The 15,889-nt window shown below is 36.8% G+C and carries 14 protein-coding genes and 2 pseudogenes; all 16 read left to right on the top strand.

Going from position 1 to position 15,889, the window contains the following annotated elements; all coding sequences use genetic code 11:
• Window positions 1-54 precede the first annotated feature (54 nt).
• Window positions 55-303, top strand: a complete 249-nt coding sequence (locus tag NST14_RS18845) for a DUF3243 domain-containing protein (protein ID WP_000114454.1) — start codon at window positions 55-57, stop codon at window positions 301-303.
• 139 nt (window positions 304-442) lie between these two features.
• Window positions 443-1,228, top strand: a complete 786-nt coding sequence (locus tag NST14_RS18840) for a DUF3388 domain-containing protein (protein WP_000574107.1) — start codon at window positions 443-445, stop codon at window positions 1,226-1,228.
• A 21-nt stretch (window positions 1,229-1,249) separates the two neighbouring features.
• Window positions 1,250-2,176, top strand: a complete 927-nt coding sequence (locus NST14_RS18835; protein ID WP_000137486.1) for a helix-turn-helix domain-containing protein — start codon at window positions 1,250-1,252, stop codon at window positions 2,174-2,176.
• Between the two features lie 63 nt (window positions 2,177-2,239).
• Entirely contained in the window at window positions 2,240-2,818 is a 579-nt protein-coding gene (gene pgsA / locus NST14_RS18830; RefSeq protein WP_001052963.1) for a CDP-diacylglycerol--glycerol-3-phosphate 3-phosphatidyltransferase, read from the top strand.
• 20 nt (window positions 2,819-2,838) lie between these two features.
• Entirely contained in the window at window positions 2,839-4,077 is a 1,239-nt protein-coding gene (gene cinA, locus NST14_RS18825; RefSeq protein ID WP_098671492.1) for a competence/damage-inducible protein CinA, read from the top strand.
• Window positions 4,078-4,221: 144 nt separating this feature from the next.
• Window positions 4,222-4,830, top strand: a pseudogene (gene recA, locus NST14_RS18820) (recombinase RecA); the annotation flags it as partial.
• 326 nt (window positions 4,831-5,156) lie between these two features.
• Window positions 5,157-5,579: pseudogene (locus NST14_RS18815) on the top strand (recombinase RecA); the annotation flags it as partial.
• 485 nt (window positions 5,580-6,064) lie between these two features.
• Window positions 6,065-7,630, top strand: coding sequence for a ribonuclease Y (gene rny / locus NST14_RS18810; RefSeq protein ID WP_000099355.1), 1,566 nt, complete (start codon window positions 6,065-6,067; stop codon window positions 7,628-7,630).
• A 164-nt stretch (window positions 7,631-7,794) separates the two neighbouring features.
• Window positions 7,795-8,589 carry a TIGR00282 family metallophosphoesterase gene (locus tag NST14_RS18805; protein WP_001221095.1) on the top strand — a complete coding sequence of 265 codons (795 nt, stop codon included), beginning with the start codon at window positions 7,795-7,797 and terminating at the stop codon, window positions 8,587-8,589.
• Window positions 8,590-8,737: 148 nt separating this feature from the next.
• Complete coding sequence (gene spoVS, locus NST14_RS18800) at window positions 8,738-8,998, top strand: stage V sporulation protein SpoVS (protein WP_000404341.1); 261 nt, start codon at window positions 8,738-8,740, stop codon at window positions 8,996-8,998.
• 58 nt (window positions 8,999-9,056) lie between these two features.
• Entirely contained in the window at window positions 9,057-9,980 is a 924-nt protein-coding gene (locus tag NST14_RS18795; RefSeq protein ID WP_000688055.1) for a dipeptidase, read from the top strand.
• Window positions 9,981-10,207: 227 nt separating this feature from the next.
• Window positions 10,208-11,965, top strand: a complete 1,758-nt coding sequence (locus tag NST14_RS18790) for a 2-oxoacid:acceptor oxidoreductase subunit alpha (protein WP_000625425.1) — start codon at window positions 10,208-10,210, stop codon at window positions 11,963-11,965.
• On the top strand, window positions 11,952-12,818 hold the full coding sequence (locus NST14_RS18785; RefSeq protein ID WP_000190154.1) for a 2-oxoacid:ferredoxin oxidoreductase subunit beta: 867 nt from the start codon (window positions 11,952-11,954) through the stop codon (window positions 12,816-12,818). Before NST14_RS18790 ends, NST14_RS18785 begins: the two co-directional genes overlap by 14 nt.
• Before the next feature lie 427 nt (window positions 12,819-13,245).
• Window positions 13,246-14,775, top strand: coding sequence for a tRNA (N6-isopentenyl adenosine(37)-C2)-methylthiotransferase MiaB (gene miaB, locus NST14_RS18780; protein WP_229142886.1), 1,530 nt, complete (start codon window positions 13,246-13,248; stop codon window positions 14,773-14,775).
• 3 nt (window positions 14,776-14,778) lie between these two features.
• Window positions 14,779-15,210 (top strand): RicAFT regulatory complex protein RicA family protein, encoded by a 432-nt coding sequence (locus NST14_RS18775; protein ID WP_000870462.1) that lies wholly within the window; start codon window positions 14,779-14,781, stop codon window positions 15,208-15,210.
• 125 nt (window positions 15,211-15,335) lie between these two features.
• Window positions 15,336-15,878 (top strand): outer spore coat protein CotE, encoded by a 543-nt coding sequence (gene cotE / locus NST14_RS18770; RefSeq protein WP_001288798.1) that lies wholly within the window; start codon window positions 15,336-15,338, stop codon window positions 15,876-15,878.
• The last annotated feature ends 11 nt before the right edge of the window (window positions 15,879-15,889 follow it).

Below are 15,889 nucleotides of genomic sequence, written 5' to 3'. Positions count from 1 at the left end.
AAAAACTGTACAAATTAAGCATGATTCTATTACTAAGTAGTGAGGTGCTTACACATGTCAGTTTTAGATAATTTTGATCAATGGAAGAGCTTTTTAGGAGAACGTTTAGAACAAGCGCAAGGAAAAGGTCTTGATGGTGGTGCTGTATCAGATATGGCATTTCGTGTTGGTGATTATTTAGCAAATGAAGTAGAAGCACGCAACGATCAAGAGAAATTATTAGCTGAACTTTGGAAAGTTGCTGACGAACAAGAGCAACATACAATCGCAAACTTAATGGTAAAGTTTGTACAACATAAGTAAAAAATAGAGAGGGGATTCTCCTCTCTATTTTTTTTGTATAATAATTGAAAGGGATAGATTATACATTTAGCTTCCCTATTAAGGTGAAATCATATAATATAGTACGTAGGTGTAAAGTAAGCAAGGGGAGTGATCTTGGATGATTGAATGGTATTTTGAATATGAAATACATAAAAACCGACCTGGCTTGCTTGGTGACGTTTCTTCGTTAATCGGTATGCTCGGCATTAATATTGTCACAATTAATGGTGTAGATAATGCAAGGCGTGGATTACTCCTTATGTGTGATAATCAAGAGCAAATCTCTAGACTAGAATCAATTTTAAATACGATGGATAACATAACGGTAACGAAATATCGTCCGCCAAAGCTAAGAGATAAGCTAGCGGTTAGACATGGTAGGTACATACAACGAGATGCAGATGATAAGAAGACATTTCGGTTTGTGCGTGATGAATTAGGGTTACTTGTAGACTTTATGGCTGAAATAATGAAAAAAGAAGGCCATAAGCTAATTGGTATACGAGGAATGCCTCGTGTTGGAAAAACAGAATCCATTGTTGCCGCAAGTGTTTGTGCAAATAAAAGATGGTTATTTGTATCGTCTACTCTTATTAAGCAAACTGTTCGTAGTCAATTGATTGAAGATGAGTATAGCGACGACAATATTTTCATCTTAGATGGAATCGTGTCAACAAAGCGTGCTAACGAAAGGCATTGGCAGCTTGTTCGTGAAATTATGAGATTGCCTGCAACGAAAGTTGTGGAACATCCTGACGTATTTGTGAGTCAGTCAGAATACACATTGGATGATTTTGATTATATTATCGAGTTGCGTAACGATTATGATGAAGAAATTCAATATAATTTAGTAGATGAAATTGAGCAAGGTACGCAAAATAATTTCTCTATGTTTGACTTTTAAAGAAATATTGAGGTGTTAGTAGTGACAGAATTAGGACAAAAGCTGAAAGAAGCAAGAGGAACGAAAGGCTTGTCTATTGATCAGCTGCATGAGATTACAAAAATTCAAAAACGCCATTTAGTAGCAATTGAGGAAGGCAATTATGATGTATTGCCAGGAGCTTTTTATGCGCGTGCATTCATTAAACAATACGCAGATGCGGTTGGATTAAATGGAGAGGAACTGCTTGTAGAATATCAGAGTACGATACCACAATCTGAAAAACGCGACGTTCCACAAGTGTCAACCGGACAAAAAACACAAGAAACAATGCAGAAATCTTCATCATGGCCAATTGCAGATCATATGCCGAAAATCTTAGTTGCGCTGCTAGTAATCGCAGTTGGAGTGGTAATTTGGTTTATTTTCCAAGCGTTAACTGGAAAAGGTGATGAGAAGGTTCCGAATGCTCAAAGTGAGAAAATTGAAGTTAAAAAAGCGGAAAATTCTCCGTTAGATACGAAGAAAGATGAAGTGAAAGCGGAAGAGCCGAAAAAAGAGGAACCAAAAAAAGAAGAATCGAAAAAAGAAGAGCCAAAGAAAGAAGAACAACCAGCGCAACCAACAGGACAACAAGAAATCAAAGTAGTTGGGACAACTGGTAAGGAGTCCACTTTGGAAATTCATAACAATAAAACGTTAGAATTAGAAATTACAACAAAAGGTGCAAGTTATGTAGGTATTAAAAATGAGGCAGGAAATGATATCTTTAGTGGAACAATAGAGGAAGGTCAAACTCAAAAATATGATTTATCAACAGCGAAAGTGGTAAACCTTAATATAGGAAGTGCACCGAATGTTGAATTTAAATTAAATGGCCAAGTGGTTACATTCCCGTTGAATCCAGAAGAGAATTATCATCAAAAATTCTTGATTAAAAATCTAGGGATAGAGCAACCTGCACAATAACAGTCATCGCTTCGATGACTTTTTTCAATGAACAAATGTTTTTGATATGATGGAGGAATAGCTGTGAATTTACCAAATAAAATTACAATATCTAGAATCTGCTTAATTCCAATTTTTATGGTAATTATGTTAGCGCCCTTTGATTGGGGTTCATACACAATTGGTGATGTTGATTTACCAATTCAACATTTAATAGGAGCGCTTATCTTTATTGTTGCTTCGGCTACAGATTGGATTGATGGACATTACGCAAGAAAGTATAATCTTGTAACGAATTTAGGGAAGTTCCTTGACCCGTTAGCTGATAAATTACTTGTTTCAGCGGCACTTATCACGTTAGTTGAGATGCAATACGTACCTGCTTGGATCGTTATTGTCATTATAAGCCGTGAGTTTGCGGTCACTGGTTTACGTCTTGTACTTGCTGGAACAGGGGAAGTAGTTGCGGCAAATCAGCTAGGGAAAATTAAGACGTGGACACAAATCATCGCGATTGCGGCATATTTATTACACGATGTACCTTTAAATTTAATCCATATTCCAGTTGCTGATATCTTTATATGGATTGCATTAATTTTTACTGTTATTTCAGGATGGGATTATTTCTGGAAAAATAGAGCTGCTTTTGTAAACTCAAAATAGAAGTTTATGGGGGAATTGGGATGAATGCTGAAATTATTGCGGTTGGAACAGAATTATTACTTGGACAAATTGCAAATACGAACGCCCAGTTTTTATCTGAAAAGTTAGCTTCAATTGGCATTAATGTGTACTACCATACTGTAGTTGGAGATAATAACAAACGATTACAGCAGGCGATTGAAGTTGCAGAAGAACGTGCGGACATGCTTATTTTTACAGGTGGATTAGGACCGACAAAAGATGATTTGACGAAGGAAACAATTGCGTCTAGCTTAGCGGAAGAGCTTGTATATGATGAAAAGGCATTGGCATCAATAAGCGATTACTTTAAGCGAACAGGTCGAGAGTTCACGGAGAATAATAAAAAGCAGGCGCTCGTTTTGGATGGAGCGACTGTATTTGCAAATGATCACGGTATGGCACCTGGTATGGGATTAAATAAGAACGGAAAAGTTTATATTTTATTACCAGGACCACCGAAAGAAATGAAGCCGATGTATGTAAGTTATGTGGAGCCTTTTTTACGTAACTTTACAACAGGAGAAAACATTTATTCTCGCGTGCTTCGCTTTTTCGGAATTGGGGAATCTCAATTAGAGGTGAAAGTTCAAGATTTAATTGATGGACAAACGAATCCGACAATCGCCCCGCTTGCCAATGATGGAGAAGTGACATTACGTTTAACGGCTAAACATCAAAATGTTCATGAAGCGGAGAAACTCATTCAGCATGTGGAAGATTTGATTTTAGAAAGAGTTGGAGAATTTTTCTACGGGTATGACCAAGAGTTTCTACATTATAAGGCGATAGAGTTATTGAAGAAAAAAGGATTAACTTTAGCGTGTGCGGAAAGTTTAACAGGTGGTCTCTTTGGTAATCAAGTAACAGAAAACGCTGGTGTGTCTTCCGTATTTAAAGGCGGTGTCATTTGTTACCATAATGATGTGAAGCAACATGTATTACATGTACCTGAGGAAGTCTTGTCTACTGACGGTGCAGTTAGTAAAGAATGTGCTCGTTATCTTGCTGAAAATGTTAGAGAATTATTAAAAGCGGATATCGGAATTAGTTTCACTGGGGTAGCAGGACCAGATGCTTCAGAACATAAAGAGCCGGGAACTGTATTTGTTGGATTGGCGATGAAAGATGAACCAACTGTAGTCTTTCCTCTAAATTTAAGCGGAAGTCGTCAACAAATTAGGGAACGCTCAGCAAAATATGGATTTTATCATTTGTATAAAAAGCTAGAAGAGATATAAGTCTCTTTTAGCTTTTTTTAATGGTTAAATGTGGTTATATTTAATGAAAAATAAAAAAATCGAATAAATGTTCGATTTTTGTTGGCAAATTGAATTGAAAATAGGTATAATAAGATTAGCAATTCAGTTAAGGAGGAATTTTGAATGAGTGATCGTCAAGCGGCATTAGATATGGCGTTAAAACAAATAGAGAAGCAATTCGGTAAAGGTTCAATTATGAAATTAGGAGAACAAGCGGAGCGTAGAGTTTCTACAGTTTCTAGTGGTTCTTTAGCACTTGATGTGGCATTAGGGGTAGGCGGATACCCACGTGGCCGTATTATCGAGATTTATGGACCTGAGAGTTCAGGTAAAACAACAGTTTCATTACATGCAATTGCAGAGGTACAGCGTCAAGGTGGACAAGCAGCATTCATCGATGCGGAGCATGCAATGGATCCTGTATATGCACAAAAATTAGGTGTTAACATCGATGAATTACTATTATCACAACCTGATACAGGGGAGCAAGGTTTAGAAATCGCAGAAGCACTTGTACGAAGTGGTGCGGTTGATATTATCGTAATTGACTCTGTAGCAGCTCTTGTACCGAAAGCTGAGATTGAAGGAGACATGGGTGACTCACACGTAGGTTTACAAGCTCGTTTAATGTCTCAAGCACTTCGTAAACTTTCAGGTGCAATCAATAAATCAAAAACAATCGCAATCTTTATTAACCAAATTCGTGAAAAAGTTGGGGTTATGTTCGGAAATCAACTACAAGTTGCTTAATCGTAAAGATTAAGGAGTTTACCATGGGTTTCCCTTGCTAGTGATAGCATGTTAAAAACCTTGTGAACCTTATTGCCTAAGGGTGTAACTATCCATATAGTTGCTAACGGTGAAGCCCACCATTATTTAGGGTAATACCGTGCCAAGCTCCATAGTGATATGGGGAAGGTGTAGAGACTACCGAAAAGAACTTTTAGTTAACTGAGTAGGGTACGGCAGATGATAGGCTACTGCTGGAAGTGCAAGGCTCTCTGTAAAGAGATGAAGAGATAGTCCGGACTATAGAGATGGAAAATCTATAGATAGTGCCAGAAACAACTCCAGGTGGTCGTGCGTTGAAATTCTATTCAACTGTTCGTCTTGAAGTACGTCGTGCGGAGCAATTAAAACAAGGTAACGACATTGTTGGTAATAAAACAAAAGTAAAAGTAGTTAAAAATAAAGTGGCACCACCATTCCGTGTTGCGGAAGTTGATATTATGTACGGAGAAGGTATTTCAAGAGAAGGTGAAATCTTAGATATGGCTTCTGAACTTGATATCGTTCAAAAGAGCGGTGCTTGGTACTCTTATAATGAAGAACGCTTAGGACAAGGTCGTGAAAATTCGAAGCAGTTCTTAAAAGAAAATACGGATTTAAGAGAAGAAATTGCCTTCTTTATTCGTGAGCATCACGGAATTAGCGAAGATTCAGGTGCTGAAGATATGGAAGATCCAAGTCTTCTTGATTAAAGTGGGATAAAAGACACGGCTTCGTGTCTTTTATTTTTGTATCATTATGAAAGCGTTGTATATCGTTGGAGATAAAATATTTAATCCATCTAAAACAGTATGTGTACAGAGGGATATATGCGTGTTTTACATGAATAAACTGGAATTTACTAAGGTTTTCCAGGATAATATGCTCTCTGCTTTTTAAATTCCTATATAAATTAGAGCTGAAGGTAAAGAAAGTAAAAGTAGACAACGCTTGACAATGAAAATTGCGATAGATACAATGAGAATGTATATTTTTTCTTATATACGAAACACTCTTCTCAAGAAGAGAAGTAATATTCGGAGTAAGACTTAAATCTTGCCGAAATAATAATATGACATTTTAATTGTGAAATGAAGAAAGTCCCTTAAAAAAGCGGGACGACGGTCTTTGCTGTATGTTGTTATTCAATGTACATGCCGACAGTCTTTTTTCATTCATAGCAAGGGGAGGTGAAATCATGAGTAGTACTGCAGTTTGGATACTCATCTCCATTTTGCTTGCAACAGTCGGTGCAGTTGTTGGCTTTTTTGTTCGAAAGTCTATTGCTGAAGCGAAGATTAATGGTGCAGCTAATGAAGCGAAACGTATTATAGATGAAGCGAATCGTGAAGCTGAAGCACTTAAGAAAGAAGCGCTTTTAGAAGCAAAGGATGAAATTCATACACTTCGTACAGAAGCTGAATTAGAAATTCGTGACCGTAGAAGCGAATTACAAAAACAAGAAAATCGTTTAATGCAAAAAGAAGAGAACCTTGATCGTAAAGACGAAACGCTCGATAAACGCGAGCAACAGTTAGAAAAGAAAGAGGATTCTCTTGTAGCGAGACAACAACAGATTGAAGAGTTGGAAAGCAAAGTGGGAGAGTTAGTTCAAAAGCAACAAACAGAATTAGAGCGCATTTCCAATCTGACACGCGAACAAGCGAAAGCAATTATTCTTGGTAAAGTAGAAAGTGAAGTTTCTCATGAAATTGCCGTAATGGTAAAAGAAAGTGAAGTTCGTGCGAAAGAAGAAGCAGATAAGAAAGCAAAAGAGATTTTATCTCTTGCAATGCAGAGATGTGCAGCTGATCATGTTGCTGAAACAACCGTTTCGGTTGTAAATCTTCCAAATGACGAAATGAAGGGACGTATTATCGGACGTGAAGGTCGAAATATTCGTACGTTAGAAACGTTAACAGGTATTGACCTAATTATCGATGATACACCAGAAGCGGTTATCCTTTCTGGATTCGACCCAATTCGTCGTGAAACAGCTCGTATCGCTCTTGATAAACTAGTACAGGACGGACGTATTCACCCAGCGCGTATTGAAGAGATGGTCGAAAAATCAAGACGTGAAGTGGACGAGTATATTCGTGAAGTCGGAGAGCAAACAACGTTTGAAGTGGGTGTTCACGGTTTACATCCAGATTTAATTAAGATTTTAGGTCGTTTAAAATACCGTACAAGTTACGGGCAAAACGTCTTAAAACACTCTATGGAAGTTGCATATTTAACTGGACTTATGGCAGCAGAGCTTGGTGAGGATGAAAAACTAGCAAGACGTGCTGGTCTATTACATGATATCGGTAAAGCGATTGACCATGAAGTAGAAGGTAGCCACGTTGAAATTGGTGTTGAACTCGCAACGAAATATAAAGAGCATCCTGTAGTTATAAACAGTATTGCATCTCACCATGGAGACACAGAACCAACTTCTATCATTGCAGTTTTAGTTGCAGCAGCAGATGCATTATCAGCTGCAAGACCTGGAGCTCGTAGTGAAACACTTGAGAACTATATTCGTCGTCTTGAAAAGTTAGAAGAGATTTCAGAGTCTTATGAAGGCGTAGAAAAATCTTTCGCAATTCAAGCAGGACGAGAAGTTCGTATTCTGGTAAAACCAGATACAATTGATGATTTAGAAGCTCATCGTTTAGCTCGTGATATTCGAAAACGTATTGAAAATGAACTGGATTACCCAGGGCATATTAAAGTAACTGTTATTCGTGAAACACGCGCAGTGGAATACGCAAAATAAAGTGGTGAAACACCACTTTATTTTTTTGTGTTGGAATTGGTTAAAATAAAGGAAATTAGTTATACCTAGCATACAAGTGAAACAAACTTATAATAAATATATTGTAAGATAATTACTTGAAGCTATAGTAATAAAAAATGTAGTACATAGGAAGGGTAAGACATATGAGAATATTATTTGTTGGGGATGTAGTAGGATCTCCTGGTAGAGGTATGATTCAACAATACGTACCGGCATTAAAGAAGAAATATACACCTACAGTAACCATTATTAATGGGGAAAATGCAGCAGGTGGACGTGGAATTACGGAAAAAATATACCGAAACTTTTTAGAATGCGGAGCACAAGCGGTTACACTTGGAAATCACGCTTGGGATAACCGTGAAGTATTTGAATTTATTGATGATGCAAAATATCTTGCAAGACCAGCTAACTTCCCAGAAGGCACTCCAGGAAAAGGGCTTATTTTTGTGAACTGTAATGGAACAGAAGTTGCAGTTATTAACTTACAAGGACGTACGTTCCTTCCTCCAATTGATTGTCCATTCCGTAAAGTGGATGAATTAATTAACATTGCGAAAAAACGTACGAATATTATTTTTGTTGATTTCCATGCGGAAACTACAAGCGAAAAACAAGCGTTAGGTTGGTATGTAGATGGTCGTGCTACAGCGGTAGTAGGTACACATACGCATGTTCCTACAGCAGATAATCGCATTTTACCAAGCGGAACGGCATATATCACAGATGTTGGTATGACAGGGCCGTACGATGGAATTTTAGGTATGGACCGAGAAGCAGTATTGAAGAAGTTTTTAACAAACTTACCAGTACGATTTGAAGTGACAAATGGTAGAACACAATTAAGTGCAGTGCTAATTGATGTGGACCCTAATACGGGAAAAGCGAAGAAAATTGAGCGTATCTTAATTAATGATGATCAGCCATTTTTTGAGTAATTCCTATTAAAATTTAGATAAATTATTATTTTTTAATTTTTTAGAAAAATTACAGAAATTTAGCAGGAATACGTGTCATTCCTCGTGAATATAAGTTAAAGTGAAATAATTGCTAATACTTTTTATAGAAACGAGGAGGAAACGCGGAATGGAAATATTAAAAGTTAAAGCAACGTCGGTCCCTAATTCTGTAGCTGGTGCACTTGCAGGTGTTATTCGCGAACGCGGAACAGCAGAAATTCAAGCCATTGGTGCAGGTGCATTGAACCAAGCGGTAAAGGCAGTAGCAATTGCAAGAGGATTTGTAGCGCCTAGTGGTTTGGACCTGATTTGTATCCCAGCGTTTACGGATATCATGATTGATGGGGAAGAACGTACAGCAATAAAATTAATTGTAGAACCTCGTTAAGTTTAAACAACCTGTTTGCAGTATGCAAACAGGTTGTTTTTATAATGGAGGAATGAAAATGAAAATTTTTGATGCTCATTGTGATGTGCTTCTTCAGTTATGGAGTGCACAAGGGAGAAAGGATTTTAAACATGATTCGCAATTACATATTACATTTGAACAGTTAAAGAACAGAAAAGGAAGTATACAATGTTTTGCTATATATGTGCCAGAAACAGTGGCATATGAAAACCGATTTGAAGTAGCATTGCAAATGGTAGATATTTTTTATAATGAAATTTTATCCTTACCAGGTGTGAAGTTTATTCAGACAAAAGATGATATGAACATGTTAAAACAGGACGAGATTGGAGCGATATTAACATTAGAAGGATGCGAAGCAATTGGAAAAGATGCAATGAAATTACGGTTGTTGTATCGCCTAGGAGTACGTTCCTTTGGACTAACATGGAATTATGCCAATCTATTAGCTGATGGTGCGCTAGAGACACGTGGGGCAGGTTTAACGACTTCTGGTAAACATGTTGTACAAGAACTGAATGCGTTACATGTATGGACTGATGTGTCTCATTTGAATGAAAGAAGTTTTTGGGATGTGATTGAAATTGCAAAAAATCCTATTGCTTCCCACTCAAATTGTATGAAACTTTGTCAGCACCCACGTAATTTAAACGATGAACAACTTAAAGCTCTTATAAAGCGAAATGGCATGATCGGTGTCACTTTTGTACCGCAGTTTCTAACAAATGAAAAACAAGCGAATGTAGCAGATATAGTAAGACATATCGAATATATTTGTTCATTAGGTGGAGAGAACAATATAGGGTTTGGTTCTGATTTTGATGGGATAGTAGAAACAGTTGTAAATGTATCAGCGTATCGAGATTATGAAAATGTAATGAACGAGCTTTGTAAACACTATGCTGCATCTACTGTAGAGCGATTTTTATATGATAATTTTGTTGAACATATAAGCTTTTAAAATTTTTGTTTTAAAAATCCAGAAAAATTAGAATTAATTCATTTGATATTATTGCTTTTTTTAAGACCTAATACTAGAATGAAAAACAAAATAGCTTTATACTAAAGATTCAGGGAAATCAGAAGAGGCATAATTTGCGTCCATTGTAGTTTATTTGCATAAAAAATGCTAAACTATTACTGTAAAAAAATACACTACAATGAATGCAGCCAAAAGGGGTGTAGGAGATGATTAGTCAACTTTCATGGAAAGTTGGAGGCCAACAAGGTGAAGGAATTGAAAGTACAGGAGAAATCTTCTGTATTGCATTAAACCGATTAGGATATTACCTATACGGTTACCGCCACTTCTCATCACGTATAAAAGGCGGCCATACAAATAATAAAATTCGTGTAAGTACAACAGAAGTACGCGCGATCTCAGATGATTTAGATATTTTAATTGCTTTTGATCAAGAAACAATTGATTTTAACTTCCACGAACTACGTCCGGGCGGGATTGTAGTTGCAGATGCGAAATTTAATCCGACAATACCTGACAATACAGATGTAAATCTATATGTGATACCGTTTACAGATATTGCATCAGAATTAGGCACATCATTAATGAAAAACATGGTTGCTGTTGGAGCATCAAGTGCGGTATTAGGATTAGATGAAACAGCTTATTTAGATGTTGTTGAAGAGATCTTTGGTCGTAAAGGAGAGCAAGTCGTTCAAAAGAACATGGACGCAATTAAGCGCGGCTCTCAATATATGAAAGAGTTACTAGGTGAGAAAGTAAACATGATGCAGCTTGAAAAAGCTGATGGTCAGAAGCGCATGTTTATGATTGGGAACGATGCGATCGCATTTGGTGCAGTAGCTGGTGGTGCTCGCTTTATGTCTGCATATCCAATTACACCTGCATCTGAAATTATGGAATACTTAATTAAAAAATTGCCAAAAGTCGGCGGAACAGTAATCCAAACTGAGGATGAAATTGCAGCTTGTACAATGGCAATCGGTGCAAACTATGCTGGTGTTCGTACATTAACTGCATCTGCTGGTCCAGGTCTATCTTTAATGATGGAAGCGATTGGTTTAGCAGGTATTACAGAAACGCCATTAGTAATTGTTGATACACAACGTGGTGGTCCAAGTACAGGATTACCAACGAAACAAGAGCAGTCTGATTTAATGGCAATGATTTACGGTACGCACGGTGAAATTCCAAAAATCGTAATGGCGCCAAGTACAGTGGAAGAAGCTTTCTATGATATTGTAGAAGCGTTTAACTTATCTGAAGAATATCAAGTACCTGTTATTTTCTTAACAGATTTACAGCTTTCTTTAGGGAAACAGACAGTAGAACCACTTAAGTTAGATAAAGTGGAAATTCGTCGTGGTAAGCTTGATTTAGAAGCGGAATTACCAGAACGTGAAAATAAAGCATACTTCAAGCGTTATGAAGTAACAGAAGATGGCGTTTCACCACGTGTTTTACCTGGTATGAAAAATGGTGTTCACCATGTTACAGGTGTAGAACATGATGAAACTGGTAAACCATCTGAATCAGCATTAAACCGTAAAGATCAAATGGACAAACGTTTCCGTAAAATGGAGAACTTGAAGTTTAATACCCCTGTTTATAAAAATGTTAAGCATGAAGAAGCAGACGTATTGCTTGTTGGATTTAACTCAACTCGTGGTGCGATCGAAGAAGCAATGGAGCGCTTAGAACAAGAGGGTATGAAAGTAAACCATGCTCATGTGCGTTTAATTCACCCGTTCCCAACAGCTGAAATCGATCCACTTGTGAAAAATGCGAAGCGTGTTGTAGTGGTAGAAAACAATGCAACAGGTCAACTTGCTAACATTATGAAAATGAATCTTGGTAACGGTGAGAAAATTTCTAGTCTTTTAAAATATGATGGGAACCCATTCTTGCCGAAAGAGATTTACAACGAATGCAAAAAAGGGGTTGTATTAAATGGCAACATTTAAGGACTTTCGTAACAGTGTAAAACCAAACTGGTGCCCAGGTTGCGGAGACTTCTCGGTGCAAGCTGCAATTCAACGTGCGGCAGCTAACGTTGGCTTAAATCCAGATGAACTTGCTGTTATTTCTGGTATCGGCTGTTCAGGTCGTATTTCAGGTTATATTAATTCATATGGTGTGCATAGTATTCATGGTCGTGCCCTTCCAATTGCACAAGGTGTAAAAATGGCAAACCGTGATTTAACAGTTATCGCATCAGGTGGTGACGGTGATGGATTTGCGATTGGTATGGGACATACGATCCATTCTATTCGTCGTAACATTGACATTACGTACATCGTAATGGATAACCAAATTTATGGATTAACAAAAGGGCAAACTTCACCACGTAGTGAAGCTGGATTTAAAACGAAAAGTACACCACAAGGTTCAATTGAACCGTCACTAAATGTTATGGAAATGGCTTTAACAGCTGGTGCAACATTTGTGGCACAAAGCTTTTCAAGTGATTTAAAAGAATTAACACAAATTATTGAAGCTGGTATTAACCATAAAGGATTTTCATTAATTAACGTATTCAGCCCATGTGTTACTTACAATAAAGTAAATACTTACGATTGGTTTAAAGAGAATTTAACAAAACTAAGTACGGTAGAGGGATATGATCCGTCTAATCGCATGATGGCTATGCAAACATTAATGGAAAACAACGGATTAGTAACAGGGTTAATTTATCAAAATACAGCGCAACCTTCATACCAAGAACTAGTAAAAGGATATAGTGAGAAGCCTTTAGTGCAATCTGATTTAAATATGGATCAAAAAATGTTTGATGAACTTGTTGCTGAATTTATGTAATATAAGAAGAGGAGGTTGCCATTTGGCAACCTTTTTTTATGAGTGAAAATATAAGGTAGTCTTATTTACTTAGAAAATTCAGAATGGTAAAATAATATATAAATCGTTGTATGAAAATTGCATGTTCATTAACTAGGAAATGTAATAATAGGATAAGCCTTCTTCTTTGTAAAAATTGGCGAAACACTTCATACTATGGTAATGTGTATAGGGATAAAGCAATATGCTTTTGAGTAGGACAAAAGAAATACAAAAAGGGAATGTCTATTTGTGTGGGGAAGACTTCATTCTTATAGATGATTAGATTGATTACTCAAGTTTCAAAGGACAAGTATCTCTCAAGCTATCTAACCATTTTTGAGGTGGGTCTAAGCGCATTAAAATGGACTATAAAGTGTGTATAGTTAAGGGTGAAAGGAGATTACCGATGAACGAGCAACAACGATTAGCAAGTCAACAAGTGAATTCCTCTACGAAAAAAGAAGAGAAAGATTATAGCAAATACTTTGAAAGTGTATACCAACCACCTTCCTTAAAAGACGCGAAAAAGCGAGGGAAAGAAGAAGTTAAAATTGAACGGGATTTTGGCTTACCTGAAGAGTTTCGCAATTTCGGTACAGGAAGAAAGTTTTATATTCGTACATATGGTTGTCAAATGAATGAGCACGATACAGAAGTAATGGCGGGTATTTTCACTGCACTTGGATATGAACCAACCTTTTCAACTGAAGAAGCAGATGTAGTATTATTAAATACTTGTGCTATTCGTGAAAATGCTGAAAATAAAGTGTTCGGTGAACTAGGGCATTTAAAGGCACTAAAACGAAGAAATCCTGATCTTTTAATTGGTGTATGTGGTTGTATGTCCCAAGAGGAATCTGTTGTAAATAAAATTATGCAAAAAAATCAGCATGTAGATATGGTGTTTGGAACGCATAATATTCATAGATTACCGTACATTCTAAAAGATGCAATGTTCTCGAAGGAGACGGTAGTTGAAGTTTGGTCCAAAGAAGGAGACGTAATTGAAAATCTTCCGAAAGTACGTCGTGGTGATATTAAAGCTTGGGTAAATATTATGTATGGCTGTGATAAGTTCTGTACATATTGTATCGTACCGTATACACGCGGAAAAGAGCGAAGCAGACGTCCAGAAGACATTATCCAAGAGATTCGTCATTTAGCTGCGAATGGTTATAAAGAAATTACGTTACTTGGACAGAACGTAAATGCATATGGTAAAGACTTTGAAGATATAGAATACGGTCTTGGCAATTTAATGGACGAGCTCCGTAAAGTTGATATTGCCCGTATTCGTTTTACAACGAGCCATCCACGCGATTTCGATGATCACTTAATTGAAGTGCTTGGAAAAGGTGGCAACTTAGTAGAACATATTCACTTACCAGTTCAATCTGGAAGCACAGAAATGTTAAAAATTATGGCGCGTAAATATTCACGTGAGCATTATTTAGAGCTTGTAAGAAAAATTAAAGAAGCAATTCCAAACGCGGTATTAACAACTGATATTATTGTCGGTTTCCCGAATGAAACAGATGAGCAATTTGAAGAAACGATGTCGTTATATCGTGAAGTAGGGTTTGATACTGCCTTTACCTTTATTTATTCTCCGCGTGAAGGTACACCAGCTGCAAAAATGAAAGACAATGTACCGATGGAAGTAAAGAAAGAACGTCTTCAACGCTTAAATGCATTAGTAAATAAATTGGCAATTGAAAAGAATAATCGTTATAAAGGTCAAATTGTAGAAGTGTTAGTTGATGGAGAGAGTAAAAATAATCCAGAAGTACTTGCAGGTTATACTCGTACAAATAAACTTGTAAACTTTGTTGCTCCAAAGTCTTTAATTGGTCAGCTTGTGAAAGTAAAAGTAACGGATGCAAAAACTTGGTCTCTTAACGGAGAATTAGTTGAAGAGCCGATTGAGGTGGAATAATAGATGAAAGTATATTCGAAAGATGAAATTGTTGAGCAAGCGAAAGAATTAGCAAAAATGATTTCTGAAACAGAAGAAGTTGATTTCTTTAAGAAAGCAGAGGCACAAATTCATAAAAATGAAAATGTGAAGCGCGCAATTGATGAAATTAAAGCACTGCAAAAACAAGCAGTAAACTTGCAACATTACGGGAAATGGGAAGCTTTGAAAAAAGTAGAAGCTGAAATTGATGCCCTGCAAGATAAGTTAGATAGCATCCCAGTTGTACAAGAATTTAAATCTTCACAAACATATGTAAATGACTTACTACAGCTAGTTGCAAGTACGATTTCTAACAACGTAACAGATGAAATATTAATTTCAACTAATGGCGATGTATTGAAGGGTGAAACGGGCGCAGCGGTAGAAAGTAAAAAAGGAAATTGTGGTTGTTAAAGAGATGTCGAATTGACATCTCTTTTTTTAGTGGATTAAACGTAAGTTCTTCTCAAAAAAAGAATGACACATTCCGCTATTGTCACGCATATGATTAAGTGAATAGTGATTGAGGAGGGTTACGAATGTCCGAATTTAGAGAGATTATTACAAAAGCAGTGGTTGGAAAAGGACGTAAGTATACAAAGTCAACGCATACATGTGAATCGAATAATGAGCCAACAAGTATTTTAGGGTGCTGGGTAATTAACCACTCGTACGAAGCAAGAAAGAATGGAAAACATGTGGAAATTGAAGGTTTCTATGATGTGAACACTTGGTATTCATTCGATGGCAATACAAAGACAGAAGTTGTAACAGAACGTGTAAACTACACAGATGAAGTAAGCATTGGATATCGTGATAAAAACTTTTCTGGTGATGATTTAGAAATTATTGCTCGTGTCATTCAGCCACCAAATTGTTTAGAAGCTCTTGTATCACCAAATGGTAATAAAATTGTTGTAACGGTAGAACGTGAATTTGTAACAGAAGTAGTTGGCGAAACGAAAATTTGTGTAAGTGTAAACCCTGAAGGTTGTGTAGAATCAGATGATGCTTTCCAAATTGAAGATGATGAGTTTGAAGAGTTAGATCCGAACTTTATCGTTGATGCAGAAGAAGAGTAATAGAAAGCTAG

It is taken from the genome of Bacillus sp. FSL W8-0519 (genome assembly GCF_038005585.1).
Lineage (GTDB): Bacteria > Bacillota > Bacilli > Bacillales > Bacillaceae_G > Bacillus_A > Bacillus_A paranthracis.
The sequence above is the reverse complement of the archived record's forward strand: the minus strand, read 5'-3'. Positions and strand labels throughout refer to the sequence as shown.

Bases quoted from the DNA above. Each gene is read 5' to 3' on its own strand.
- rny (WP_000099355.1), top strand. From the start codon at position 6,065: ATGAGTAGTACTGCAGTTTGGATACTCATCTCCATTTTGCTTGCAACA.
- NST14_RS18840 (WP_000574107.1), top strand. From the start codon at position 443: ATGATTGAATGGTATTTTGAATATGAAATACATAAAAACCGACCTGGC.
- miaB (WP_229142886.1), top strand. From the start codon at position 13,246: ATGAACGAGCAACAACGATTAGCAAGTCAACAAGTGAATTCCTCTACG.
- NST14_RS18845 (WP_000114454.1), top strand. From the start codon at position 55: ATGTCAGTTTTAGATAATTTTGATCAATGGAAGAGCTTTTTAGGAGAA.
- NST14_RS18795 (WP_000688055.1), top strand. From the start codon at position 9,057: ATGAAAATTTTTGATGCTCATTGTGATGTGCTTCTTCAGTTATGGAGT.
- NST14_RS18805 (WP_001221095.1), top strand. From the start codon at position 7,795: ATGAGAATATTATTTGTTGGGGATGTAGTAGGATCTCCTGGTAGAGGT.
- NST14_RS18785 (WP_000190154.1), top strand. From the start codon at position 11,952: ATGGCAACATTTAAGGACTTTCGTAACAGTGTAAAACCAAACTGGTGC.
- NST14_RS18775 (WP_000870462.1), top strand. From the start codon at position 14,779: ATGAAAGTATATTCGAAAGATGAAATTGTTGAGCAAGCGAAAGAATTA.
- NST14_RS18790 (WP_000625425.1), top strand. From the start codon at position 10,208: ATGATTAGTCAACTTTCATGGAAAGTTGGAGGCCAACAAGGTGAAGGA.
- cinA (WP_098671492.1), top strand. From the start codon at position 2,839: ATGAATGCTGAAATTATTGCGGTTGGAACAGAATTATTACTTGGACAA.
- cotE (WP_001288798.1), top strand. From the start codon at position 15,336: ATGTCCGAATTTAGAGAGATTATTACAAAAGCAGTGGTTGGAAAAGGA.
- spoVS (WP_000404341.1), top strand. From the start codon at position 8,738: ATGGAAATATTAAAAGTTAAAGCAACGTCGGTCCCTAATTCTGTAGCT.